Origin of the sequence: Glycomyces mayteni (genome assembly GCF_042428885.1) — a bacterium.
GTDB lineage: Bacteria > Actinomycetota > Actinomycetes > Mycobacteriales > Micromonosporaceae > Glycomyces > Glycomyces mayteni.
Genome location: NZ_JBHMBP010000004.1, coordinates 25,788 through 50,405 on the forward strand (window position 1 = coordinate 25,788; position 24,618 = coordinate 50,405).

General features: G+C 72.4%; 23 protein-coding genes. 9 read left to right on the top strand and 14 right to left on the bottom strand.

All coding sequences use genetic code 11. The features are described 5' to 3' along the window. Window positions 1–61: 61 nt before the first annotated feature. The 8 genes from ACFFXY_RS15325 to kdd all read right to left on the bottom strand — a co-directional run bounded on the left by ACFFXY_RS15325 (window position 62) and on the right by kdd (window position 8,058). Window positions 62–1,252 (bottom strand): cation:proton antiporter, encoded by a 1,191-nt coding sequence (locus ACFFXY_RS15325; RefSeq protein WP_382352104.1) that lies wholly within the window; start codon window positions 1,250–1,252, stop codon window positions 62–64. After that, the gene (locus ACFFXY_RS15330) at window positions 1,252–1,737 is read right to left on the bottom strand and encodes a cation:proton antiporter regulatory subunit (RefSeq protein ID WP_464309707.1); all 486 of its coding nucleotides are present in this window, start codon (window positions 1,735–1,737) and stop codon (window positions 1,252–1,254) included. The genes ACFFXY_RS15325 and ACFFXY_RS15330 overlap by 1 nt, the downstream gene beginning before the upstream one ends. A gap of 156 nt (window positions 1,738–1,893) precedes the next feature. Continuing rightward, window positions 1,894–2,892, bottom strand: coding sequence for a serine hydrolase (locus tag ACFFXY_RS15335; RefSeq protein ID WP_382352108.1), 999 nt, complete (start codon window positions 2,890–2,892; stop codon window positions 1,894–1,896). A 91-nt stretch (window positions 2,893–2,983) separates the two neighbouring features. Then, entirely contained in the window at window positions 2,984–4,303 is a 1,320-nt protein-coding gene (locus ACFFXY_RS15340; RefSeq protein ID WP_382355439.1) for a glutamate mutase L, read from the bottom strand. A gap of 21 nt (window positions 4,304–4,324) precedes the next feature. After that, a complete protein-coding gene (gene kal, locus ACFFXY_RS15345) occupies window positions 4,325–4,708 on the bottom strand; it encodes a 3-aminobutyryl-CoA ammonia lyase (protein WP_382352110.1) in 384 nt (127 codons plus the stop codon). Next, the gene (gene kamE / locus ACFFXY_RS15350; RefSeq protein ID WP_382352112.1) at window positions 4,705–5,451 is read right to left on the bottom strand and encodes a lysine 5,6-aminomutase subunit beta; all 747 of its coding nucleotides are present in this window, start codon (window positions 5,449–5,451) and stop codon (window positions 4,705–4,707) included. The genes kal and kamE overlap by 4 nt, the downstream gene beginning before the upstream one ends. After that, window positions 5,448–7,007, bottom strand: coding sequence for a lysine 5,6-aminomutase subunit alpha (gene kamD / locus ACFFXY_RS15355; RefSeq protein WP_382352115.1), 1,560 nt, complete (start codon window positions 7,005–7,007; stop codon window positions 5,448–5,450). The genes kamE and kamD overlap by 4 nt, the downstream gene beginning before the upstream one ends. Window position 7,008: 1 nt before the next feature. Next, window positions 7,009–8,058, bottom strand: a complete 1,050-nt coding sequence (kdd, locus tag ACFFXY_RS15360) for an L-erythro-3,5-diaminohexanoate dehydrogenase (protein ID WP_382352118.1) — start codon at window positions 8,056–8,058, stop codon at window positions 7,009–7,011. A gap of 154 nt (window positions 8,059–8,212) precedes the next feature. Here kdd and ACFFXY_RS15365 point away from each other — a divergent pair, with 154 nt between their 5' ends. Beyond that, window positions 8,213–9,691 (top strand): KamA family radical SAM protein, encoded by a 1,479-nt coding sequence (locus tag ACFFXY_RS15365; protein WP_382352121.1) that lies wholly within the window; start codon window positions 8,213–8,215, stop codon window positions 9,689–9,691. After that, window positions 9,688–10,527, top strand: coding sequence for a beta-keto acid cleavage family enzyme (locus tag ACFFXY_RS15370; protein ID WP_382352124.1), 840 nt, complete (start codon window positions 9,688–9,690; stop codon window positions 10,525–10,527). Before ACFFXY_RS15365 ends, ACFFXY_RS15370 begins: the two co-directional genes overlap by 4 nt. A 51-nt stretch (window positions 10,528–10,578) precedes the next feature. Here the strand turns inward: ACFFXY_RS15370 and ACFFXY_RS15375 are convergent, their stop codons facing one another. Genes ACFFXY_RS15375 through ACFFXY_RS15390 form a run of 4 tightly spaced genes read right to left on the bottom strand, consistent with a single transcriptional unit; the run spans window position 10,579 to window position 12,111 of the window. Further along, window positions 10,579–10,965, bottom strand: coding sequence for a type II toxin-antitoxin system death-on-curing family toxin (locus ACFFXY_RS15375; protein WP_382352127.1), 387 nt, complete (start codon window positions 10,963–10,965; stop codon window positions 10,579–10,581). Continuing rightward, complete coding sequence (locus ACFFXY_RS15380; protein ID WP_382352130.1) at window positions 10,962–11,159, bottom strand: ribbon-helix-helix protein, CopG family; 198 nt, start codon at window positions 11,157–11,159, stop codon at window positions 10,962–10,964. Before ACFFXY_RS15380 ends, ACFFXY_RS15375 begins: the two co-directional genes overlap by 4 nt. 40 nt (window positions 11,160–11,199) lie before the next feature. Next, window positions 11,200–11,769, bottom strand: a complete 570-nt coding sequence (locus tag ACFFXY_RS15385) for a DinB family protein (RefSeq protein WP_382352133.1) — start codon at window positions 11,767–11,769, stop codon at window positions 11,200–11,202. A 39-nt stretch (window positions 11,770–11,808) separates the two neighbouring features. Then, window positions 11,809–12,111, bottom strand: a complete 303-nt coding sequence (locus ACFFXY_RS15390; protein ID WP_382352136.1) for a hypothetical protein — start codon at window positions 12,109–12,111, stop codon at window positions 11,809–11,811. Between the two features lie 152 nt (window positions 12,112–12,263). On the opposite strand from ACFFXY_RS15390, the gene ACFFXY_RS15395 reads away from it, so the two are divergent. Next, complete coding sequence (locus ACFFXY_RS15395) at window positions 12,264–13,913, top strand: ABC transporter transmembrane domain-containing protein (protein WP_382352139.1); 1,650 nt, start codon at window positions 12,264–12,266, stop codon at window positions 13,911–13,913. Window positions 13,914–13,933: 20 nt separating this feature from the next. Next, window positions 13,934–15,682 (top strand): ABC transporter ATP-binding protein, encoded by a 1,749-nt coding sequence (locus ACFFXY_RS15400; protein WP_382352142.1) that lies wholly within the window; start codon window positions 13,934–13,936, stop codon window positions 15,680–15,682. A gap of 7 nt (window positions 15,683–15,689) precedes the next feature. Here the strand turns inward: ACFFXY_RS15400 and ACFFXY_RS15405 are convergent, their stop codons facing one another. After that, a complete protein-coding gene (locus ACFFXY_RS15405) occupies window positions 15,690–16,892 on the bottom strand; it encodes a serpin family protein (RefSeq protein WP_382352145.1) in 1,203 nt (400 codons plus the stop codon). Then, window positions 16,889–18,082 (bottom strand): serpin family protein, encoded by a 1,194-nt coding sequence (locus ACFFXY_RS15410; protein ID WP_382352148.1) that lies wholly within the window; start codon window positions 18,080–18,082, stop codon window positions 16,889–16,891. Before ACFFXY_RS15410 ends, ACFFXY_RS15405 begins: the two co-directional genes overlap by 4 nt. Before the next feature lie 172 nt (window positions 18,083–18,254). Here ACFFXY_RS15410 and ACFFXY_RS15415 point away from each other — a divergent pair, with 172 nt between their 5' ends. From ACFFXY_RS15415 to ACFFXY_RS15435, 5 genes are all read left to right on the top strand, one after another. After that, window positions 18,255–20,168 carry a GTP-binding protein gene (locus ACFFXY_RS15415; protein ID WP_382352151.1) on the top strand — a complete coding sequence of 638 codons (1,914 nt, stop codon included), beginning with the start codon at window positions 18,255–18,257 and terminating at the stop codon, window positions 20,166–20,168. A gap of 157 nt (window positions 20,169–20,325) precedes the next feature. Next, window positions 20,326–21,405, top strand: coding sequence for a LacI family DNA-binding transcriptional regulator (locus ACFFXY_RS15420; protein ID WP_382352154.1), 1,080 nt, complete (start codon window positions 20,326–20,328; stop codon window positions 21,403–21,405). Beyond that, the gene (locus tag ACFFXY_RS15425) at window positions 21,402–22,754 is read left to right on the top strand and encodes an extracellular solute-binding protein (RefSeq protein ID WP_382352157.1); all 1,353 of its coding nucleotides are present in this window, start codon (window positions 21,402–21,404) and stop codon (window positions 22,752–22,754) included. Before ACFFXY_RS15420 ends, ACFFXY_RS15425 begins: the two co-directional genes overlap by 4 nt. Further along, window positions 22,751–23,698 carry a carbohydrate ABC transporter permease gene (locus ACFFXY_RS15430; protein ID WP_382352160.1) on the top strand — a complete coding sequence of 316 codons (948 nt, stop codon included), beginning with the start codon at window positions 22,751–22,753 and terminating at the stop codon, window positions 23,696–23,698. Before ACFFXY_RS15425 ends, ACFFXY_RS15430 begins: the two co-directional genes overlap by 4 nt. Next, window positions 23,695–24,579 carry a carbohydrate ABC transporter permease gene (locus tag ACFFXY_RS15435; protein ID WP_382352162.1) on the top strand — a complete coding sequence of 295 codons (885 nt, stop codon included), beginning with the start codon at window positions 23,695–23,697 and terminating at the stop codon, window positions 24,577–24,579. Before ACFFXY_RS15430 ends, ACFFXY_RS15435 begins: the two co-directional genes overlap by 4 nt. Window positions 24,580–24,618: the final 39 nt, after the last annotated feature.

The following is a 24,618-nucleotide window of genomic DNA, read 5'->3' on the forward strand; positions in this document are numbered from 1 at the left end:
GCGTGACAGTCCGCGCCCTGCGGTGGCGGGAGTCGCAGTCGCCACTCCCGCCACCGGAGTGTCAGACCGCGGACTCGGCCAGGCGCCGGGCGCGCGCCTTCTTGCGGCGCTTGGCCACGATCGGGCCCGCGAGGCGCGGGGCCATCGGGCCGAGGGCCGCCATGATGAGCACGTACGCGGCGGCGACCGATCCGAGTTGCGGATCGAGCCCCGCCGCCACGCCGAGGCCGGCGATCACGATGGAGAACTCGCCTCTCGGGAGGAGGACGAGCCCGGCTCTGAGCTTGCCGGTGAAGGCCGAGCCGCTCTGGCCCGCGGCCCACCACCCCGTGGCGAACTTCGTGGCGATCGTGACGACCGCGAGGGTGATCGCGATCGGCAGGACCGGTGGCAGCGCGGTCGGGTCGGTGGACAGGCCGAAGTTCACGAAGAAGATCGCCGCGAACAGGTTCTTGAGCGGTTCGAGGGTCTCCTCCGCCTGCCTGGAGACCTCGCCGGACAGGGCCATGCCGACGATGAACGCGCCGACCGCGGCCGACACGTGCACCTGCTCGGCGAGACCGGCGATGACCAGGACGATGCCCATGACCTTGAGCAGCAGGATCTCGTCGTTCGGGGAGGCCAGGAAGCGCGACAGCAGGTGCCCGCACTTCGAGGCGACCACGAACGCGCCCGCGACCGCGACGAGCGCGATGGCGAGGCCCCACGACGCCTGCGCGAACGCCAGGCCCGCGAGGATCGTGGTGAGGATCGGCAGGTACAGGGCCATGACCAGGTCCTCGGCGACCAGCAGCGAGAGCACCGTCGGGGTCTCGCGGTTGCCGAGCCAGCCGAGGTCGGAGAGGACCTTCGCGATGATGCCCGAGGAGGACACGTACGTGACGCCGCCGAAGACGACGGCCGCGACGGGGCCCCAGCCGAGGATGAGGGCGCACGCGACGCCGGGGGCGGAGTTGAGCACGAGGTCGACCACGGCGCCGAGCCACGAGGTCTTCATGGTGCCGAGGAGTTCGCGCGGGGTGTATTCGAGGCCGAGCGTGAACAGCAGCAGCACCACGCCGACTTCGGCGCCGACTTCGAGGAAGCCGGTGATGGCGTGCAGTTCGTAGAGCCCTCCGTGGCCGAAGGCGAGCCCGGCGAGGAGGTAGAGCGGGATGGCGGAGATGCCGGCCCTGCCGGCGAAGGCCCCCAGGAGCCCGAGGGCGCCGACGAGGAGTCCGAGTTCGAGGAGGAGGGTGACGGTCTCGTGCACTACTCGATACCTCTGAGAATCCGGTCGACGGCGTCCACTGCCTCCTGCGTCCCGATCGTCACCAGGCGGTCCCCGACGTGAAGGGTCGCAGAGGGAGCGGGTCCGGTCTCGACGCCGTCCGTGCGGACGATCGCCACGATCGAGGCGCCGGTGCGGGTGCGGGCGCGGGTGTCGCCGAGCGGGCGTTCGGCGTACGGGCTCGTCGCGTCCACGAGCAGTTGGCGCGACACGAGGTTGTCGATCTCGTGGTGCAGGCGGTTGAGCTTCTCGACGATGCGGGCGCCGCCGAGGAGTTCGCCGATGGCGGCCGACTCGTCGGCCGAGAACACGATGCAGTCGAGCATCGAGTCCGGATCATCGGGGTCGTAGATGATGAAGTCGCGGCGTCCCTCGCGGTGGGCGACGATGCCGAGGCGAATCCCGCGCTTGGTCTCGAATTCGAACCGCACGCCGATTCCGGGCAACTCGGTGCGCTCCACGTCCACTGTTGATCACTCCTTTTGTGTGGGATACGCACCGAACCGTACATCACACGGCGGACGCTGGAGCTGCGAGTCTGCTGCACGTCCAGCCGGTCACGGGCCCGCGGCACGGCGGGCGGCCCCGGCGGGGACCGCCGGGGCCGCAGGACTTCGCGCGGTCTAGAGGTCGACGCTCGCGGCCTCGGGGTCCTTCACGTCGAGGGTCACGGCGTCGTCGGCGGCCAGGCCCGCCGAGTTCACGATGTCGAGCATCTTGCGGCCCATGACGGCGTGCGCCTGGACCACCGGGTGGGTGGCGCCGTAGTTGCCCCAGTTGGCGTCCGACTGGTTCATGAACGAGTAGACCATCACCGGCGCCCCGGCGGTGTTGTAGACGACGCCGGACTCGCTGCGGGTGGCGTCGTCGGCGCCGTACTTCATGGCGATCCGGGCGCGCTCGGCCGAGGACATGGTGCGGCGGAACCCGTCGTGGTAGCCCGACAGGCCCTTGAGGACGTTGAGGAAGAACCGGGTCGAGTTCACCGACAGGAGCTCGCCGAGCGCGAGCCGGTGCAGCAGCTCGTTGGTCTCGGCGGTCGTGGTGTCGCCCAGCCACATCCGGGCCGGGTTCGCGGGGTTGGGGATGACGCGGGTGTCCTCGAAGCCCTTCGCGGCGAGCACCTCGTTGATCTCGGCGGGCGGGCAGACCAGGCCGCACAGCCGCACCGAGGTGTTGTCGGAGGTCAGGAGCATCGCCACGAGGACGTTCGCGACGGTGATCTCGTCGCCGTACGCGGTCTGGTGGAAGTAGAAGCCGGACCCGGTGAGGATGATGTCCGAGGTCAGCGTGATGCGGTCGTCGAGCGCGAGCTCGCCGCGGTCGATCTTGTCGAGCACCCCGAGCGCGATCCCGAGCTTGTTGATGCTCGCGGCGGTCTGGACGCTCGCGGAGTTCTTGTCGACGGCGGTGATCGTCTGGCCGCCGTTGAGGAGCGTGACCTTGGCCTGCCAGGTGCCCCCGGCCTTCGCCGACTCGGCGTCGAAGACGGCCTTGATGAGGTCGGCCGTGGTCGCCGCCTGGGTCGCGGAGGTCTCCGCGTGGGCGGCGGCACCGGTCCCGAGGACGGCTCCGGCCGCGGTCACGGCGGCACCGAGCTTCACTACGTCACGTCGCTGCATGTTCGACCTTTCGTCGTTCTTCGGATCGGACCTTCGGGTGAATACGCCCCCACCGCGGCGAACGGTTGCACCCGCCGTCCGATTCGGTCGGTCAGATCCCCGCGAGGAGATGGACGGCGAGGTCGCGGCGGCCTTGGGCCGCAAGGAGACCCGCCGGGGCCAGCCGGTAGTCGGCGTCCACGGTGAACCGCGCGTCCTTCGGCGGGCGCACGCCCCCGGAGGTGTCGCCGCCGACGGCCTCGCGCAGCCACCCGGCCGCCTCGGGGTTGCGGCGCAGGACGCCGCCGGAGCCGACCACGAGGCCCACGGCCGCGAGGTCCTTTCCGCCGCGAAGCGGCTCGGTGGGGCCGCCGATGCGCTCGCCGCGGGCGTGGCGGCGGACCGCGACGCGCGCGGCGAGGGCGCTCAACTCCCGGTCGAAGGCCCGTTCGCGGTCGGTCTCGGCGCGGAGGCCGGGGTCGGCGCCGCGCCTGCGCGCGGCGTCGGGGAGGTCCCAGTCGGTCGCCAGGTCCTCCTCCTCGGCGGCCTCACTGACGCCGACGGCGGTGTGGCGGACCCCGAGGTCCCCTTCGACGGTCCTTGAGCGCCAAGCGGTCCCGGCGACCTCGGCGCGCGGGCCCTGGAGCTCGGCGTCGGGGGTGAGCACGGAGTAGACGTCGGTGGTCGCGCCGCCGACGTCCACGACGAGGAGGTCGCCGGTGCGCTCGGCGAGGAGCTCCACGCCGGTGAGCACCGCGTCGGGGGTGGCGGCTTTGACCATGGCGGTGAAGTCGGCGCTGGCCGAGAGGTGCTTCCCGGCGATGACGTGGCGCAGGAAGACCTCGCGGAGCGCGGTGCGGGCGGGCACGGGGTTGAGGGTCCCGATGCGCGGCAGGACGTTCCCGACCGCGGTCACGGGGATGCCCGCGGCTTCGAGGAGCGCGGTCACGTCGGGGGCGGCGTTCGCGTTGCCCGCCAGGACGACCGGGATGCGCAGGCCGGAGTCGGCGAGGTCCTCGGCGTGGGCGCGGAGCGCGGTCTCGTCGCCGCCGTCGGTGCCGCCCGCGAGGAGGACCACGTCGGGGCGGGAGGCGCCGAGGGCCGCGAAGTCCCCCGCGGTGAGGCTCCCGGCCCGCACGTCCACGACGCGCGCGCCCGCGCTGAGCCCGGCCCGGTAGGCGGCGCGGGCGGTCACCAGCGGCTCGTTGCCGATGACGGCCAGCCGCAGGCCGCCGCCCGCGGAGGAGCACACGAGCGTGTCGATCACACTGGCGCCCTTGGGGACCGCCGCGGCGACGGCGATGCGGAGGCCGTCCATGACGTCGGTGCCGAGGGTCGTCGGGTGCGAGGCGGCGCCCAGGAGCGCGCCGGAGTCCGCGTCGACGGCGGCGGCCTTGGTGTAGGTCGAGCCGACGTCGGCGCAGACGATCACAGCCGTCACGGAACGTGCTCCTTAAGGGACCACCACGGTGCCCGTGGCGGTGGTGGCGGTGATGGGCTCGTCGAGGACGACCGCGGCGGAGTCGCCGCGCTCGGGGTCGGCGCGGCAGACCACGGTGAGCGTGAACTCCACGGTGCGGCTGCGCTTTCCGGTGCGCACGACCACCGCGGTGGCCTCCACGACGTCCCCGGCCCGCACGGGTGCCTGGAACTGCACGTCGGAGTAGGACGCGAACAGGCCCTCGTCGCCGTCGGTGAGGATGCACAGCTCGGTGGCGACGTCGCCGAACATGCCGAGCCCGTACGCGCCGTCCACGAGGTTCCCGCCGTAGTGCGCGTGCGAGTAGGGGATGTAGCGGCGGTGGGTCACCTTGGTGCCGTTGTGGTCCGCGGTCATTCGGCGGCCTCTCTTGCGAAGACGAGTCGGTGGACGAGGAACGAGGCGACGTCGGAGGGCATGGTGCCCCGGGTGAAGATCCGGTCGACGCCGAGGTCGGCGGCGGAGTTCTCGTCGAAGCGGGGGCCGCCGACGACCAGGAGCGGCCGCTTGCCCGGCGGCAGGGCCTCGCGGAACGCGGCCGACATCTCTCGGGTGTTGTGCAGGTGGGCGTCCTTCTGGGTGACGACCTGGCTCACCAGGACCGCGTCGGCGCCCTCGTCCACGGCGCGGTTGACGAGGTCGGGGACGGCGACCTGCGCGCCGAGGTTGACCACGCGCAGCTCGCGGTAGTACTCCAGGCCCTTCTCCCCCGCGACGCCCTTGATGTTGAGGATCGCGTCGATGCCGACGGTGTGCGCGTCGGTGCCGATGCACGCGCCCACGACAGTGAGCTTGCGGCCGAGCTTCTCGCGGACCGCGTCGTTGACCTCCTTGGGGCTGAAGTGCGGGTAGTCGCGCTCGACCACCTTGACCTCGTCGAGGTTGACCAGGTGCGTGGTCGCGCCGTAGACGACGAAGAACGTGTAGTTCTCGCCGATGGGCTTGGCGTGCACGAGCATCGCGCCGTCGAGGCCCATCTTCGCGGCGAGCTGGAGGGCCGCGCCCTCGGCGCGCTTGTCGTGCGGGACGGGCAGGGTGAAGGACATCTGCACCATGCCGTCGCCGGTGGTGTCGCCGTAGGGGCGCACGATGCGGCTCATTCGGTGCCTCCGTCCAAGAGCTCCGCGGCGGGGTTCCAGTAGCCTTCGGCGCGCTCGGCGACGCCGTCGAGGCCGCGCCCGCCGTCGGCGGGGCGCTTCATGATGCCGAAGGTGCCGTCGGCGATGGCGTTGAGCAGGCCGTCGTCCACGATCTTCCCGAGGAGGTCCACGGCCTCGCCGAGGACGTGGTTCGCGCGGTTCGCGATGAACCCGTCGGCGGGCGGGTGGAAGTCCTCGGCGAGCCCGGCGCAGGCGCTCAGGACGTACCTGACGTTCTGGAGCGCGATGTCGCGGTCGGAGAGCCAGGGGGTGACGACCGCTTCGGTCATCATGCCCACCAAGAGGATCGACTGCCCGGTCATGACCCCGGCGAGGTTGAAGAACCCGTCGAGGAGGTTGCCGCGGAAGACGTCGCCGGTCATGTGCTTGGTCGGCGGCATCCACTTCAGCGGCGCGTCGGGGAACAGCTGGCGGGCCAGGAGCGCGTGCGCGAGTTCGAGCCGGAACGACTCGGGCACTTCGGGGTTGATCTCGAAGGCGTGCCCGAGGCCCAGCAGCTCGTCGGGGAGCCCGGCCTCGTGGGCGAAGCGCTCGTTGAGCAGCTGCGAGACGGTGACGGTGTGCGCGGCCTCGACCGCGTCGGCCGTCGTCAGGTAGTTGTCCTCGCCGGTGTTGATGATGATCCCGGCGCGGGCGTGGACCTGGCGGCTGAAGCGCTGGTCCACGAAGGTCCGGATCGGGTTGATGTCGCGGAACAGGATGCCGTACATCGAGTCGTTGAGCATCATGTCGAGCCGGTGCATGCCCGCCAGCGCGGCGATCTCGGGCATGCAGAGCCCGGACGCGTAGTTGGTGAGGCGGATGTAGCGGCCGACCTCGCGGGAAGTCTCGTCGAGGGCCGCGCGCATGAGCCGGAAGTTCTCGCCGGTGGCGTAGGTCCCGGCGAAGCCCTCGCGGGTGGCGCCTTCGGGGACGTAGTCGAGGAGGGACTGGCCGGTGGAGCGGATGACGGCGATGACGTCGGCTCCGGCTTTGGCGGCGGCCTGGGCCTGCGGGATGTCCTCGTAGATGTCGCCGGTGGCGACGATGAGGTAGATCCAGGGACGCTGAGGCGGGTCGCCGATCTCGCCGACGAGCTGGCTGCGGCGGGCGCGGGAGGCGTCGATGCGGTCGAAGCCCTGGCCGACGGCGGCGCTCGCGCGGTCGCTGGCGGCTTGCGCGGCGCGGTCCTTCGGGAGCTCGAAGCGGACGCCGTCGGCCGCGGCGGCGTGGGCGAGGCGTTCGAGGTCCGGGAAGTCCTTGAGGGCGTGGAAGACCGGGAGGGCGATGCCGTGCTCGATGCCGACCTGGTCATGGACGGCGTCGGCGAGGCGGTTGACCCAGGGGATGCCGTCGGGGTCGGCGCCGGTGAGCCCGGCGAGGCGGAGGGTGGCGCGTTCGACGGAGACGGTGGTGTGGCTGCGGGCCAGGTCGACCACGGGTTGGGCGGCCTTGGCGGCGAGGGCGCGGGCGCGGGCGACGAGGTCGGCGTCCAGCGGCAGGAGCGGTCCGGTCATGTCAGTGCCGCCCGGCGACGCGGTCGTCGAAGAGCGCTCTGAGGCCGGGATGGCGGTCGAGGAGCTGGAGGGCGTAGTCGGCGTGGCCGGGGGTGTAGCCGTTGCCGATGAGCATCTCGACGTCGGCGGCGAGTCCTTCGGCGCCGAGGGCGGCCTGGGGGAAGGAGGTGGCCATGGAGAAGAAGACGACGGTGCCGCCGGTGGCGGTGGAGAGGATCGCGCCGTGCTCGCAGCCGGGCACGTCGACGCAGACGACGGTGACGTCGGCGCCGCGGCCGCGCAGCGCGTCGTTGACGGCGGCGGCGAGGCCGAGGGGGTCGGTGGCGTCGGCGACGGCGACCCGGTCGGCGATGCCGAGCTTGTCGACGCGGTCGGCCTCGTCCTGGTCGCGGACGACGGCGAGGACGTCGGCGGCGCGGGCGTCCTTGGCGGCGGCGAGGGAGAGGGAACCGGACTTGCCCGCGGCGCCGAGGACGGCGACGGTGGGGCCGGAGTGGTAGCGGCGGGAGACGACGCGGCGGACGAGGGCGGGGGCGCCGCAGACGTCGAAGACGGCGAGCGCGAGCTCCTCGGGGAGGTCGTCGGGGATCGGGGCGGCGATGGAGCGGCCGAAGAGGATGGCGGTGCCCGCTGCGGGGACCTGCTCGGAACTGCCGTCCCAGCGCTCCAGACGATCAGTGATGCGCAGCGGGGTGAGGGTGAGGGAGACGAGGGTGGCGATCTTCTGGCCGACTTTGAGGCCGAGCGGGGAGCGGGGGCCGACGGCGTCGACGGTGCCGATGAGCATGCCGCCGGAGCCGGTGACGGGGTTCTGCATCTTGCCGCGGGCCTCGACGATGGCGAGGACCTCGTCTCGGACGGCGGCGCCGTCGCCGCCGTGCTTGGTACGGAGCTGCCGGTAGGAGGCGGCGTCGAGGTTGAGTCGCTCGACGCTGACGCGGACCTCGTCGTCGGCGATCTCGGGGTTCGGGTCGAGCCGGTCGGCCGCTTGTGGCAGTGCTCCGGCGGGGCTGACGACCCGGTGCGATCCGACCGGTGAGCCTGTCGACATCGTTGCCGCCCTTTCTCGTAACGGGAGTTGATCGAATCTCAATATGCGAGACCTAGCGAGCAACTGTAACGGAAGGTTATCCTCGTCACAAGGCGGTCTACCCCCGCCCGCGACGTTTCCCCGGGCCGAACATCCCGGGCATGGAGGTGAGAACGTGGCCGATCGACCATACGAGGCAGAGCTGCCCGTCGTGATCGAACAGCCTTACCAGTACCGGCGGCGTGAGCTGGTCGAGCCCGACTGGACGCGGTTCCCCGGCTGGACGGACGTGACCGAGGCGGACTGGGCCTCGGCGCAGTGGCAGCGCGTGCACTGCGTGAAGAACGTGAAGCAGCTGCGGGCGCTCATGGGCGACCGGCTGCACGAGTCGTTCTACGAGGACCTGGAGTCGGACATCGCGCACTCGGCGACGATGTCGATGCTCCTGCCGCCGCAGATGCTCAACACGATGGTCCCGGGGGTCGAGGAGACCGCGCCGGGCTCGTGGACGGACGCGTTCTACGCCGACCCGGTGCGCCGGTACATGCTGCCGGTGGCCTCGGACCGGCACGCGGACTGGCCCTCCCACCCCTTCGCGGCGCGCGACTCGCTGCACGAGCACGACATGTGGGCCGTCGAGGGCCTGACGCACCGCTACCCCACGAAGGTGCTCGCCGAGCTCCTGTCGACGTGCCCGCAGTACTGCGGGCACTGCACCCGCATGGACCTGGTGGGCAACTCGACGCCCACGGTGGACAAGCGGAAGCTGTCGCTGAAGCCGGTCGACCGGCAGTCGGCGATCCTCGAATACCTCCAGACCCACCCGGGGGTGCGCGACGTCGTGGTCTCCGGCGGCGACGTCGCGAACCTGCCGTGGAAGCAGCTGGAGCGGTTCCTCGACCGGCTCCTGGACGTCGAGACGATCCGCGACATCCGCCTGGCCACCAAGGCGCTCATGGGGCTGCCGCAGCACTGGCTCCAGGACGAGGTCGTCGAGGGCATGGCGCGCGTCGCCAAGCGCGCGGCCGGGCAGGGCGTGAACCTGGCGATCCACACCCACGTCAACCACGCCAACTCGGTGACCCCGACGGTGGCGCGCGCGGCGGCGGCGATGCTCGACGCGGGCGTGCGCGACGTGCGCAACCAGGGCGTGCTCATGCGCGGCGTCAACGACACCCAGGCCGACCTGCTCGACCTGTGCTTCGCGCTCCAGGGCGAGGCGAACATCCTGCCGTACTACTTCTACATGTGCGACATGATCCCCAACGCCGAGCACTGGCGGACCTCCGTCGCGCAGGCGCAGGACCTCCAGACCGCGATCATGGGGTACCTGCCGGGGTACGCGACGCCGCGGATCATCTGCGACGTGCCGATGGTCGGCAAGCGCTGGGTCCACCAGCTCTCGGAGTACGACCGGGAGCTGGGGATCTCGTACTGGACGAAGAACTACCGCACGTCCCTGGAGGCCGACGACCCCGACGCGCTGACGCGCCGGTACCCGTTCTACGACCCGATCGACACGCTCCCCAAGGCCGGGCAGCAGTGGTGGGCGAACATGCACGCCCCGCGCGAGGTGAAAGAGGCCGGGAACGCGGCCGCGGTGCGCTCGCGCCAGGCCGCGGCCCGCCAGGGCGAGGCGGCGGAGGTCGGATGAGCGGGACGCTCATCACGGTGGCGCCCACCGGGGCCGAGGTCGACAAGGCCGAGGTCCCGGTCCTGCCGGTGACGCTCGACGAGCTGGTCGACACGGCGGTGAAGTGCGAGGCGGCGGGGGCGTCGATCGTCCACGTGCATCTGCGCGACGACGACGCGAAGCCCACGCTCGACCCGGTGCGCCTGCGCGATGCCGTCGCGGCCCTGCGGGAGTCCACGGACCTCATCGTGCAGCTGTCGACGGGCGGCTCGGTCCGGGACGGCGAGGAGGCCCGCCTCGCGGTCCTCGACGCCGAACCGGACATGGCCTCGTGCACGATGGGCACCGTGAACTTCGGCGACGACGTGTTCACCAACCGCTGGGAGTTCGTGGTGCGCCTCCACGAGCGGATGCGGGAGTTGGCCGTCGTCCCCGAGTACGAGCTGTTCGACCTGGGGCACCTCGCGTCCCTGGAGCGCCTGCTCGACCGGCACGGGCTGCCGTTCGGCGACCACGTCCACGTGGACTTCGTCCTGGGCGTCCCCGGCGGCGCCGCGGGCGACGCCTCCACGGTGTCGGCGTTCGCCGAGGGCGTGCGCCGCTACCTGCCGGAGGGGACCACGTTCTCCGCCACCGGCATCGGCCGCACGACCCTCCCGGTCATGTTCGCGTCCCTCGCCCACGGCGGCCACCTCCGCGTCGGCATGGAGGACACCACCTCCTACGCCCGCCGCGAACCGGTCACCGGCAACGACCAGCTCGTCGCCCGCGCCGCAGCGGCCGCCGCCCTCGCCCAACGCCCCGCCATCACCACGGTCGAGGCCCGCAAACTCCTGCGAATGCGAGACGCCGACTGACGACGACCGCGAAGGGCCCGAGCGACAACCGCTCGGGCCCTTCGTGTTCGGTCATTTGATCGGGGTGGTCCATTTCTCCAGGGTCGCCGCGATCTCGGGGACCTCGTGGTCGCCCTGGGCGATCTCGCGGATGTACACGTCGGCCTCCTCGGGGCTCGGCACCCGGAGGCGCTGGCCGTTGAGGCCGAGGAACATCTTCGCCGCGACGTAGGCGAGGCGCTTGTTGCCGTCGAGGAGCGCGTGGTTGCGCGCGAGCGAATGGAGCAGCGCGGCGGCCTTCTGGTGCAGCGTCGGGTACGCCTCGGTGCCGAACACCGCCGCCTGCGGGCGGGCCAGCGAGGATTCGAGCAGGCCCCAGTCGCGCACCGGCGGCGGCTCGTGCCCGGTGACGGCCACGGCGATCTTGATCAGGTCGTCGAGTTCCAGGTAGTCGGTCACTTGGCGAGCCGATCGAGGAGCTCGCGGTCCTCGTCCAGCGTCTCGGCCAGCAACGCGTCGAAGCGCTGCTGGCGCTCGGTCAGGTAGACGTGGAGCGCCTCGACCACGAGGTCGTGCTTGGAGCGGTGCTCCTTCGCCGCCCGCTCGGTGAGCAGGCGGTCGTCGGCTTCGGTGAGTCGCAGCGTCATGGCCATAGGTCGATGCTACCTCGTGGTATCACCCGGTAGCAAACCTTTATCCCCTGCTCACGTGCTGGTCGCGGTAGAGGTCCCGGATGAGGGAGATCTCTGCTCCGTGGGCCATGGTCTCGCGGTTGAGGTGGAGGACGAGGGCGCCGATGGGGTCGGCGGCGTATTCGCCTGCTTTGGGGCCGAGGGGGGCGGCGAACTGGGCGGGGGTGAGGGCGGCGACGGCGTCGTGCCAGTGGGTGTAGGCGCGTTCGAGGGTGGCGACGGCGTCCGCGGCGGTGGCGGGGAGGGGTTCGGGCCAGAGGCGCTGGTCGAACATGTCGGCGTCGTCGAGGCCCTCGTGGGGGCCGAAGAGGGCGCGGGCGCGGATGCCGAAGATGTCGCGGCTGATGTGGGTCATGCGCCAGGCGATCGTGGTGAACGGCGGGGGCTCGGGGGCGGGGTACTCCTGCTCCATGCGCAGGGAGCCGTCGGGGCCGGGCCGCAGGGACCAGCAGCCGTCGACCGGCTCCCAGAAGTACTCGTCGTCGGTGAGCCCCTCAAGGCGGGGCCGCAGGTGGAAGTCCCAGTAGAACTCCAGTTGCCCCAGGATCGCCACAGGCCAGTTCTCGGTCATGTGACGACCCTAGGGCACCGCACCGACAGGCGCGGCGGATCAGTCGTGGGCCCAGCGGCGGCCGGCGCCCGCGATGGCGCCGCCGATGAGCAGGTAGACGAGGGCGGCGAGGCCGTAGTTGACGACCGCGCGGACCTTGGGGTCGTCGACGGTGAACATGTCGCGGAACAGCCACGAGAACCAGTTCGCGAGGTCGGCGAAGAACGCGACCAGCGGGTTCGCGGTGTTCGCCTCCAGGAGCACGAACGCCAAGTGCAGCAGGATGATCAGGGCGATGAGGCCGAACACGATCGTGATGACGTGTGCGATCAGGGAGTTGTGACGTGAGGCGACGTAGGGCATGACCGATCCTTCCACATAGTCCACATCGGGGGTCGATGTTGGAGCGTGGGTTCCCAGCGGGCTCCGCGCCCAAACCGGGCGGTTCCGGGGCGGTCCCGGCGAGCGGAATTGGAGGAGCCGCGACAGCCGGTCGGCAGGTAAGCTTCGGTCCCATGCCCCCAGCTCCCCCGCCGCTGACACCCCTGCGGCTCCTCCTCGGGCAGGCGCGGCCGAACCGGACGCGCCTGGTCCTCGGGTTCCTCTTCTACGCGGGAGCCTCCTGCGCGTCGATGCCGCAGCTGTGGATCGTCGGGAAGATCGTCGACGACGGCCTCATCGCCCGCTCGGCCGCGGACTTCGCCATGTGGCTGGTCGCCGCCGCGGCCCTGGTCGTGGCCCAGCCCATCCTGTGGGCCAACGGGTTCCGGCAGTTCTCCACCGTCGAGGCCCGGAACCAGCGGGCGCTCGTGCGCGACCTGACCGACCACCTGAACCGGGCCGGGACGGCCGTGCGCGACCGCGTCTCGGCCGGGGAGCTGCTCAACCTGCCGAGCGAGGACGCCAGGCGCGCGGCCCGCGCGGTCAGCGACGCCGGGTTCTTCTTCAACACCCTCGTGATGTTCCTCGTCGGGTCGGCGCTGGTGTGGTCGATCCACCCGCTGCTCGGGACGGTCCTCATCAGCGGCAGCTTCATCACCGCGCTCATCGCCGGGCCCCTGCTCGGGCGCCTCCAGTCGCGCCAGTCGGACTACCGGGCCCGCATCGGGGACCTGTCCGCGCACGCCGCCGACATCGTCGGGGGCCTGCGGGTCCTGCGCGGCATCGGCGGGGACGTGCTGTTCGCGGCCCGGTACCGGGAGCGCTCGACCGCGCTGCGCCGCAAGGGGTACGAGGTCGCCGGGCCGAGCTCGTGGATCCACGCGCTGCGCCACTCGATGCCGATCGTGTTCGTCGCGGTCATCACCTGGGTCGGGGCGACGCTCGCCGCCGACGGGCAGATCACCATCGGCGGCCTGGCCGCGGCGTTCAGCTTCGCCACGATCTTCATCGCCGTCTCGGGGAACTTCGTGGGCACCTCCCAGTACCTCGTCGCCGCCTGGGTGGCGGCCAAGCGGATCGTGCGGGTCCTCAACATCGGGCCCGACCTCGCCGACGACGGCGCCGCACGGGACGGCCGCGGCGAGCTGCGCGACCCCGACTCCGGTCTGGCCGTGCCGCTCTCGGGCCTGACGGTGGTCGTCACCGCCGAGACCGCGCACGCCGCCGAGGCGTGCGAGCGCCTCGCCCGCTACCGCGACTCCGGGGCCCTGTGGGGCGGGGAGCCCGTCGAGTCGTACCCGCTCGCCGAGGTCAGGGCCCGGATCATGCTCCTCACCGACGAGGACCACCTGTTCACCGGGACGCTCGCCTCCACCATGCGCGTCCCCGAAGCCCAAGCGCGGCAGGCGATCACGGCCGCGTGCGCCGACGACGTGGCCTCGCTCGGCATGGACCGGCCCGTCGAGGAGGGCGGCCGGAACCTCTCCGGCGGCCAGCGCCAGCGCCTGCGCCTCGCCAGGGCCCTCGCGGCCGAACCGGAGACGCTGCTCGCCGTCGAGCCGACGTCGGCCGTGGACGCCCACACCGAGTCGCTCATCGCCGCGCGCGTCGCCGCGGCCCGCGCCGGGCGGGCCACGCTCGTGGTCACCGCGTCGCCGCTGTGGCTCGCGCACGCCGACCTCGCGGTGTGGATGGTCGACGGGAAAGTCCACGCCTCCGGCGCGCACGCGGAGCTCCTCGCCGAGCCCGCGTACCGCCGCCTCGCCTCCCACAGCGTCGACTGACGCGGCCCCCAGGAGAACACATGAGCACCATGGCAACAGCCCCGGCGCAGGACCGCCTGCCGGTCGCCGGGCCCGCGGAGGTCCGCCGGGCCGTGGGGCGGCTCCTGGCCGCCGACCCGGGCCGGGCCTCGGCGGTCCTGCTGCTGTACTTCTTCGCGGCCGCGTTCAGCGTGTCCGTGCCGATCCTCCTCGGGAAGGTCGTGGACGGCATCGGCGCGGGCTGGAGCGGCGAGCGGGTGAACCTCGTGTGCGCGGTGATCCTCGCGTGCGTGTGCGTCCAGTTCGTGCTCAGCCGCCTCGGGCGCCTCTCGGGGTACCGGTTCGGCGAGCGGGCGGCCGCGCGGCTGCGCGAGTCGGTCGTGGAGCGGGTCCTGGCGCTGCCGCTGGTGCAGGTCGAGCGGGCCGGGCGCGGGGACCTGGGGACGCGGACCGCGTCGGACGTGAACGTCGTCGCCGACATGCTGCGCGACAACGGGCCGACCGTGGCGACCCTCGTCATCGAGGTGGTGGTCCTGTACGTGGCGACGTTCGTCGCGAGCCCGCTGCTGGGCCTGGTGGCGCTGGTGACGGTGCCGCCGCTGTACCTGGCCGCGCGCCGCTACCTGCGCCGGGCCGCGCCCGCGTTCCTGGAGCAGCGGGCCGCGATGAGCGAGGCCGCCGAGACCGTCAGCGCCTCCGGGGCCGGAGCGCGCACGGTCGAGTCGCTTGCGCTGCAAGAGGAGCGGCGGGCCCTCGGGTACGGCCGCGGGCAGGCGATGATGGACCGGATGCTGCGGGTCGTGAAGCTCCAGACGAGCTTCTTCACCCTGCTGCTCATGATCAACCGCGGCCAGCTGGTGCTGGTGACCCTCGCCGCCGGGATCTGGTACTTCCAGGGCGGCCTGACGCTCGGCACGGCCATCGCCGCGATCACCGTGACCGTGCGGATCGCCAACCCCACCAACGGGGTCATGACCCAGCTCGGCGAGTTCCAGCAGGGCGCGGCCGCGCTCGCGCGCATCGAGGGCGTCAACCTCGTGCCCGCCGAGCCGCGCGAGGCCCGGCCCGAGGGCGCCGACCTGCGCATGGACGGCGTGACGTTCGGGTACGGCGACGGCCCCGACGTGCTGCACGGTCTGAGCCTGCACCCCGCGCCTGGCGAGCGCCTCGTCGTGGTCGGGCCCTCCGGGGCCGGGAAGTCGACGATCGCGCGGCTCCTCGCCGGGATCGACCGGCCGCGTACGGGGACCGCGACGCTCGGCGGCGTCCCGGTGTACGACATCGGCGTGGAGGAGCTGCGGCGGCGCGTGGTCCTGGTGACCCAGGAGCACTACGTGTTCACGGCCTCCCTGCGCGACAACCTGATCCTCGCCGCGCCCGAGGCCGGGGACGACCGGTTGGAGGACGCGCTGCGGCGCGTGGACGCCCGCTGGGCCCTGGACGAGGGCCTGGACACGGTCCTCGGTCCCGAGCACCGCAAGCTCACCACCGCTGAGGCGCAGCAGATCGCGCTCGCGCGCGTGGTCATCGCCGACCCCGACATCGTCATCCTCGACGAGGCGACGGCCGGGATCGACCCCGCCAGCGCGGGCCGCGTCGAGGCGTCGCTGGCGGCGGCGCTCGCGGGCCGCACGGTCATCGCGATCGCGCACCAGCTCCAGGCCGCGCGCTCGGCGGACCGGATCGCGGTCGTGGAGGACGGGCGGATCGCGGAGGCGGGCACGCACGACGAGCTGCTGGCGGCGGGCAGGATCTACGCGGGCCTGTGGCACGCGTGGCAGGGGGACTGAGCGGCTCCTACGGGGCGAGCGCGGGGGCCGCGACCCAGCCCGCGACGAGCACCAGCCCGGTCGGGCGGTGGACGGCGAGGTAGGCGAAGGGCCGGTCGAAGACGACGTCGGCGCGCACGTGGCGGTGTTCGAGGACCGGCGGGGCGCCGGTGAACGCCCCCATGCCCATCGCGGTGACGGCGGCGGCCTCGAAGCCGGTGGCGCCGAAGCGGGCCGTGCAGGTCTGCCGGGCCTGGGAGACGTAGAGCCTGCGGGCGGCGAGGCGCTCGAACTGGGCGCGCCTGCGGTGCGCGGCGAGGGTGAGGCCGAGGGCCTCGGCGTCGCCGATGAGGTCGAGGTCGGCGGTGAGGTCGAAGGCGACGGTGGTCGCGCCGATCTCGGGCCGGGTCTGCGGGTAGGCGCCCATGTACTCGCTGACCTGCACGCCGATCGCGTGCTCCCCGACGGCGAGCGCGGTGGCGGAGCGGCCCCAGGCGGGGTCGACGGCGTCGAAGAGGGCGCCGGTGGTCTGGTGGGGCGCGCGGCCCTCGGGGCCCAGGCCCAGGAGGACGTCGATGTCGCCGCGGCCGCGGACGGTGAGGACCGTGGCGCGGTCGGTGCAGCGCAGGACGTCCTCGTTGTAGGTGGCGCGCAGGACGCGGGGCCGGTCCAGGCCGGACCAGGGGCCGGCGGCGAAGGGCCAGTGCGAGGCCTCCGCGAACGGGGTGGCCCAGTCGGTGCGCACGAGGAGCGCGCTGGCGAGGAGCAGTTCGATGGGGACGGGGCCGTCGAGTTCGACGGGCATGGCGTCGATGATGCCGTCGGTGTTCGCGGCGGCCCAGGCGTCGAGTGCGTCCTTGTCGGCGGCGGTGTCGCCGGTGAGTGAGCCGATGGCGGCGTCGGGGAGGGACGCGGTCCAGTCGGGGTCGAGGACGACCTCGGGTCCGGCCCACACGCCGAGGGCGAGGTTGAGGCCTTCGACGGCGCGGGCGCCGTCGAGGAGGCGGCGGGGCAGGGCCGCGGCGCGGGCGGCGTCGAGGCCGACGGCGCGCAGGAGTTCCTTGTGGGTCTTGCCGATCGCGCCGCCCGCGAGCATCGCGAGGAGCGGCCAGACGCCGAGTCCCGATGCGGCCGCGGGGATCTCCTTGCGGGAGGCGAGCCAGCGCCTGGTGAGGACGTTCGCGGCGGCGACGTCGGCGGGGCTGAGGGCGTCGTGCAGTGCGGTGGTCATGCGGTCTCCGGTTCGGCGACCCAGCCTGCGAAGAGGACGAGTCCGGTGGGGCGGTGGCGGACGAGGAAGGCGAAGGGCCGGTCGAAGCGCAGGCCGACGCGGACGTGGCGGTGGTCGAGGCGGGGGACGCCGGCGGCGCGGGTCATCGCGACGGCGGTGACGGCGGCGGCCTCGAAGCCGGTGGCGCTGAAGACGGCCCGGCAGGTCTGGCGGGCCTGGCTGACGAAGGTGGGTTCGGCGGCGAGGCGGTCGAAGCGGGCGCGGGCCTCGTCGGAGGCGGTGGCGAGGCCGAGGGTGCGGGCGGCTTCGAGGAGGTCGAGGTCGGAGGAGACGTCGAAGCGGACGGTCTGGACGTCGACTTCGGGGCGGGTCTGGGGCCGGGCGGCGCGGTGCTCGGTGACCTCGACGCCGATGGCGCGGTCGCCGACGGTGAGGTCGGCGGCGGGCCGGGTGCGCGCGGGGTTCGCGGCGGTGGCGAGGAGCGAGGCGACGACGAGGCCGGGGGCGCGGCCTTCGGGGCCGAGGCCGAGGATGACGTCGATGTCGCCGTCGCCGGGGACGGTGAGCATCGACAGGTGGTCGCCGACGCGCAGCAGGCCCGCGTCGAGGGTCGCGGCGAGGCCGCGGCACTGGCCGAGGCGGGCCCACGGGCCGGTCTTGAAGGAGCGGCGCGAGTCGGTGAAGGGCGTGGCCCAGGTGGTGCGCACTGAGAGGGCGCTGGCGAGGACGAGGTCGATGGGGCGGGCGAAGTCGAGCGGCATCCGGTCGATGAGGCCGCCGGTGGAGCGGGAGGCCCAGGCGTCGAGCGCGGCCTTGTCGGCGGCGGCGTCGCCGGTGAGGGAGCCGACGGCGTCGGCGGGGAGCCCGGCGGTCCAGTCGGGGTCGAGGGTGACGCGAGATCCGGCCCAGACGGCGAGGGCGAGGCGGATCGAATCGGACGAGCGCAGTGCGTCGCCCAGGGCCGCAGGAACTTCGGCGGCGCGTTCGATCGTGAGCCCGGCGGCGGTGAGGAGTTCTGAGCGGGTCATGCCGCTCGCGCCGGTGGCGAGGACCGCGAGCAGCGGCCACACCCCGAACCCGGACATGACGGGCAGCGGGACGCGGGCGTCGAGCCACGACCCGGTGAGTCGGTTGACGGCCGCGACGTCGTCTGCGGCCAGTGCGGACTGGATGGTGTCGCTCGTGCCCATGGTGCGGAGCCTAACCCGGGTGCGCCCGTCCCGAAAAGCGGTTGCGGCTTCCCCTGGGCGGGTCTAGCGTCGCCGGTGTCCAGTCCGAAACGATGCAGAGAGGGGTCCGACATGCGCCGGACTTCGGAGTTCACCCAGCGAATCCAGCCGAACTCTGCTCTGAGGACTGTCCTTGTCATTTCTGAATCTGGGGATTCTCGCCCATGTCGACGCCGGTAAGACCAGCCTGACCGAGCGGCTGCTGTTCGACGCGGGGATCATCGACCGCGTCGGGAGCGTCGACTCCGGCAGCACGCAGACCGACTCGATGGAGCTGGAGCGCCGCCGCGGGATCACGATCCAGTCGGCCGTCGTCGCGTTCCGCTTGGGCGACACCACCGTCAACCTCATCGACACGCCGGGGCACACGGACTTCATCGCCGAGGTGGAGCGCGCGCTGCGCGTGCTCGACGGCGCGGTCCTGGTGGTCTCCGCGGTCGAGGGCGTGCAGGCCCAGACCCGGGTCCTGTTCCGCACGCTGGAGCGGCTCGGCGTGCCGACGCTCCTGTTCGTCAACAAGGTCGACCGTCGCGGTGCCCGCGAGGCGGACCTGCTCGGCGACCTCGCCTCGATGCTCAGCCCGAACCTGCTCCCGATGGGGACGGTGCGGGCGATCGGCACCGGCGGGGCCGAAGCCGTCCCGTTCCGTTTCGGGGACCGCGATTTCGCGGACCGGGCCGCCGACCTCCTGTCGGCGGGCTCGGACGAGTTCCTCGCCGCGTACCTGGACGACCCCGGCTCGCTCGACTACGACCGGGAACTGGCCGCGCAGGTCCGCGCGGGCCGGGCGCACCCGGTGTACTTCGGTTCGGCGGTGACCGGCGCCGGGGTGGCCGCGCTGACCGAGGGCGTCCGCCGGTACCTGCCGGTCCCCCAAGGCGATCCGGACGCCGAGCCGCGCGGCACGGTGTTCAAGGTCGAGCACGTGAACCAGAAGGTCGCGTACGTGCGGATGCGCGCGGGCCGGATCGCGCCGCGGGACGCGCTGACGGCGTACCGGCGCGGCGAGTACGGCGCGGTCGAGTCCCACGAGGGCAAGGTGACCGGCGTGGAGGTCTTCGACCACGGCACGGTGACCGTCCCTGGCGAGGCCGGGCCGGGTTCGATCGCGAAGGTCAAGGGCCTGAGCGACATCCGCATCGGGGACGTCATCGGTTCCCCTGACGGCCTGGCGACCGGGGGCCTGTTCACGCCGCCGACGCTGGAGACCGTGGTGCGCCCGGCGGACCCGAACGACCGCGTCCCGCTCAACCGGGCGCTCCTGAGCCTCGCCGAGCGGGACCCGCTCGTGGACCCGCACCTGGACGAGCTGTCCGAGGAGATGGCGGTGCGCCTGTACGGGGAGGTGCAGAAGGAGGTCGTGGCGTCGCTCCTGGACGAGGAGTTCGGGATCGGCGTCGAGTTCGAGGAGACCCGCGCGATCCACGTCGAGCGGCCCGTCAAGGCCGCGTCGGCGCTGCACGAGATGGGCCCGTGGCAGCAGACGACGAACGTCGCGACGGTGGGGCTGCGCCTGGAGCCGGGCGAGCCCGGCTCGGGCCTGCACTACGGGCTCGAAGTGGAGCGGGGCTCGCTGACGCGGGCGCTGCGCAACGCCGTCGAGGAGGGCGTGTTCGCGTACCTGCGGCGCGGCCTGTACGGGTGGGCGGTCACCGACTGCCGGGTGTGGCTGACCGCGACCGGGTACATCGGGCGCACGAGCACGGCCGGGCACTTCCGCGACACCACGATGTACCTGCTCGACGTGATGCTCAAGGAGTCGGGGACGGTGGTGTGCGAGCCGGTCAACCGGTTCCACGTGGAGTTCCCGGCGGGCGCCGGCAACGCGGTCCTGAAGACGCTCGGGGAGGCCCGCGCGGACATCAAGGGCCAGTTCTCGACCGAGACCACCGGGTACGTGTCGGGGTTCATGCCGACCGAGGCGGTCCACGGCGTGGAGCGGCGCCTTCCGGGCCTGACGGAGGGCCTGGCGCTGTTCACGACCGAGTTCGAGGAGTACCGCCCGGTGTTCGGGCCGCCGCCGCGGCGCGGGCGGGCGGCGCAGTAGCGGGCGCGGCCCGGGGCTCCGGCCCCGGGCCGCACGCCGGTACCCCGGCTGCGTTTCGAGGGGGTTTCGGGCTTTCGCCGCGGATGTCTTGACATGGGACGACAATGTGACGTAGGTTTCATGACAACGTAGTCACAGCAGGTCAGGAGCCCCTCTCATGCCCCTCGCGCCTCCCCCCGGCGGGACCCCGGCACGGCGCCGCCCGCCCGGCATGACCGACGTGGCGCGCCTGGCCGGGGTCTCGCAGAAGACCGTCTCGCGCGTGGTCAACAACGAGCGGTACGTCTCCGACGAGGTCCGCGAGAAGGTCCGGCGCGCCGCCCGGGAACTGGGGTTCCGCCCGAACACGGCCGCGCGGGCACTCATCACCGGCCGCTTCGGGCGCATCGGCGTCGTCGCGCTCGGCACCGCCCTGTACGGCCCCGCCTCGCTCCAAGTCGCGATAGAGCGCGCTACCCGCGCCGCCGGGATCTCCGTCATGGTCGCCAACACGATCGAGGGCCAGCCCGACTCGATCGGCGACGCCGTCGACTGGCTCCTGAGCCAGGGCGTGGACGCGATCATCATCTCCGAACCGATCGACGAGGGCGTGGAGCTGCGCACCGACCCGGACGTCCCGGTCTACAGCGTCGGCCGCTCCCACCCGCAGGCCGAGAACCTCCTCACCGGCGAGTTCAACGCCGACGGCTCCCGCGAGGCGGTCGAGCACCTCCTCGACCTCGGACACGCCCGCGTCTGGCACGTCGCCGGGCCCGCGTCCTGGTTCGCCGCCCGCGAGCGCGCCGACGGCTGGCGGGCCGCCCACGAAGCGCACGGCATCGAAGCGCCCGAGCCGATCGAGGGCGACTGGACCCCCGCGTCCGGGTACGCGGCCGGGCTCCGGCTCCTCCAGGACCCGGCGGTGACGGCCGTGGCCTGCGCGAACGACGACATGGCGATCGGGCTCATGCGGGCCTACGCCGAAGCGGGCGTGGACGTCCCGGGCCGGGTCAGCGTGACCGGCTTCGACGACATCCCCGCCGCCGCCTACCTCACCCCGCCCCTGACCACGGTCAGGCAGCAGTTCGAGGCCGACGCGATCCGCGGTCTCGGCATCCTCCTGCGGCGCCTCCCGGGCGCGCCCACCGGCGCGCCCCTGCCGCCCCCGCCCCCGGACGCGCCCCTGCTCGCGGTCCGCCGATCCACCGCACCGCCCCCGAACCGGCGCAACGGAGCGCCAGGAAAGGACGCACGATGACACCCCGCTTCAGACGGAGGACGGGGCTCGCCGCCGCGGCCGCGAGCCCGCTCGCGTTCGGCGCCTGCGCCCGCCGGCCCGTCGAACCTCCCGCGCACGTCAGCCAGGCCGAGATCGACGAGGCCATGCGCACCCCCACCGAACTGGACTTCTGGACGTGGGTGCCCGGCATCGAGAAGCAGGTCGCCCTCTTCGAGGAGGCCTACCCGGACATCAAAGTGGACGTCACGAACGCGGCCCAGGGCGCGGGCCACTACGCGAAGATCCGCACCGCGCTGCGCGCCGGGCGCGGCGCCCCCGACGTCGCGCAGATCGAGTACGAGATGGTCCCCGCGTTCACCATCACCGACCACCTCCTGGACCTGCGGCCCTACGGCGCCGGGGAGCTGGAGGACCAGTTCGTCGAGTGGGTGTGGGCGCAGGTCAGCGGCGCGAACGGCGAGGTGTGGGCGATCCCGCAGGACACCGGGCCGATGGGGATGCTGTACCGGGCCGACATCTTCGAGGCGCACGGCATCGAGGTGCCGCAGACGTGGGAGGCGTTCGCCGAGGCCGCCCGCGCGCTCCACGAGGCGGACCCGGAGGTGTACCTGACGAACTTCCCGCCCAGCCAGGGCGCGTTCTTCGCCGGGGCCCTGTGGCAGGGCGGGGCCGACCCGTTCGCCGGGTCCGAGGGCCCGGTCCTCAACGTGGACGTCGTCTCCGAAGCGGCGCAGCGGGTCACGGAGTTCTGGGCCGGGCTCGCCGCCGAGGGCGTCGTCTCCACCGACCCGGACTTCTCCGACCAGTGGTACCAGGCCGCGAACCGCGGCAAGTACGCCACATGGCTCACGGCCGCATGGGGACCGGTGTTCCTCCAGTCCACGGCCGCGTCCACGAGCGGCAAGTGGCGGGCCGCCCCGCTCCCCCAGTGGGAGTCCGGCGACGAGGTCGCCGGGAACTGGGGCGGGTCCACCAACGGGGTCTTCAACATCACGCAGCACCCGATCCAGGCGGCGGTGTTCGCGCAGTTCATCAACACCGACCCCGAGTGCACCAAGGCGATGGCGACCGAGCAGTTCCTGTTCCCGCCCACCAAGGCCCTCCTGGAGGACCCCGACTTCACCGGCCTGGAACTGGAGTTCTACGGCGGCCAGAAGGTCAACGAGGTGTTCGCGCAGATCAGCGCCACCGTCTCCCCCGACTTCCAGTGGCCGCCGTTCAACGACCAGGTCCGGGCCGACTACGGCGCGACCGTCGGCACCGCGATCGCCGAGGGCGGCGACGCCGTGGCCGCGCTCGGCGACTGGCAGGACCGCATCGCCGAGTACGCCGAGTTCCAGGGCTTCACCGTCGAGGAGGGCTCATGAGCGCCACCGACAGCGCCTCCAAGGCGCCGATCGCGCCGCGCATCGGGCGGGTCGCCAAGCGCGGCAAGGGAGGCAAGGGCCCGCGGTTCGCGAAGACCGGGTACCTGTTCGTCGCGCCGTTCATGATCGCGTTCACGGCGATGTTCCTCGTCCCCCTCGCCTACGCCGCCTGGTTCAGCCTCTTCCGCGAGCAGATGATCGGCGGCAACGTCTTCGTCGGCTTCGAGAACTACACGCGGGCGTTCACCGACCCGCAGCTCATCGCCGGACTGGGCCGCGTCGCCCTGTTCTTCCTCATCCAGGTGCCGCTCATGATGGCGCTGGCGCTGTTCTTCGCGCTGGCCCTGGACTCGGCGCTGCTGCGCCTGTCCAAGACCGTGCGCCTGGCGATCTTCATGCCCTACGCGGTGCCGAGCGTGGTCGCCGCCCTCATGTGGGGCTTCCTGTACGGGCCGGACTTCGGGCCCATCGCGCAGCTCGCCGACAAGCTCGGGGCGACCGCGCCGGACTTCCTCGGCGACCTCATGCTCGGGTCGATCGCGAACATCGTGACGTGGGAGTTCACCGGCTACAACATGATCCTGCTGTACGCGGCCCTGCGGGCGATCCCCACGGAGCTGTACGAGGCGGCCGCGGTCGACGGGGCCGGTCCCTGGCGCACCGCGTGGTCGATCAAGATCCCGCTGCTGCGGCCCGCGCTCGTGCTGTGCATGGTCTTCTCGGTCATCGGCAGCTTCCAGCTGTTCAACGAGCCGAGCATCATGCGCACGCTCGCGCCGAACGTCATCGTCGCCGACTACACCCCCAACCTCTACGCGTACAACCTCGCGTTCGTCGGCCAGGAGTACAACTACGCGGCCGCCGTGTCCTTCGTGCTCGGCTTCGTCATCATGGCCGGCTCGTACCTCTTCATGCTCGCCACCAACCGCAGGAGCCGGTCATGAGCGCCACCCCCGTGAAGGCGCGCAAGGCGCGCCCGAAGCGCAGCACGATCCTCACGATCGGGATGCTCGCGGCCGCCGCCTACTTCCTGCTGCCGCTGCTGTGGCTGGTGATCGCCTCCACGAAGACCACCGGCGACCTGTTCTCCACCTTCGGGCTCTGGTTCGCCGGGGAGAACAACCTGTTCACCAACATCGGCAACACGTTCACCGCCGACGACGGCGCGTTCGGGCAGTGGCTCGGCAACTCGCTGCTGTACGCGGTGGCCTCGGCGCTCGGCGGCACGTTCCTCGCGGCCCTCGGCGGGTACGGGTTCGCGAAGTACCGGTTCAAGGGCAACCGGGCGATGTTCATGGGCGTCCTCGGCGCCATGGCCGTACCCTCCACGGCGCTCGCGATCCCCACGTACCTGCTGTTCAGCCAGGCGGGGCTGACGGACACGCCGTGGGCGATCATCCTGCCGTCCATGGCGAGCCACCCGTTCGGGCTGTACTTCATGCGGATCTACGCCGACAGCGCCGTCCCCGACGAGCTCATCGAGTCGGGCCGCATCGACGGCGCCGGGGACTTCCGGATCTTCTTCCAGGTCACCGGCCGCCTCCTGACGCCCGCGATCGCGACCATCATGCTGTTCATGCTGGTGCAGACCTGGAACAACTACTTCCTGCCGCTCATCATGCTCAACGACCCGTCGCTCTACCCCGTCACCGTGGGCCTCGCCAACTGGCAGGGCCAGGCCGCGTCCTCGGGCGGGGCCAGCGGCGACTACATACCGCTCGTGGTCACCGGGTCGCTCATCTCGATCTTCCCGCTGATCGTCGCCTTCCTGTTCCTCCAGCGCTACTGGACCACCGGCCTGGTCTCCGGCAGCGTCAAGCAGTGAGGCCGCGGGCCGGGCGCGGTGCGCCCGGCCCGCTCCCAC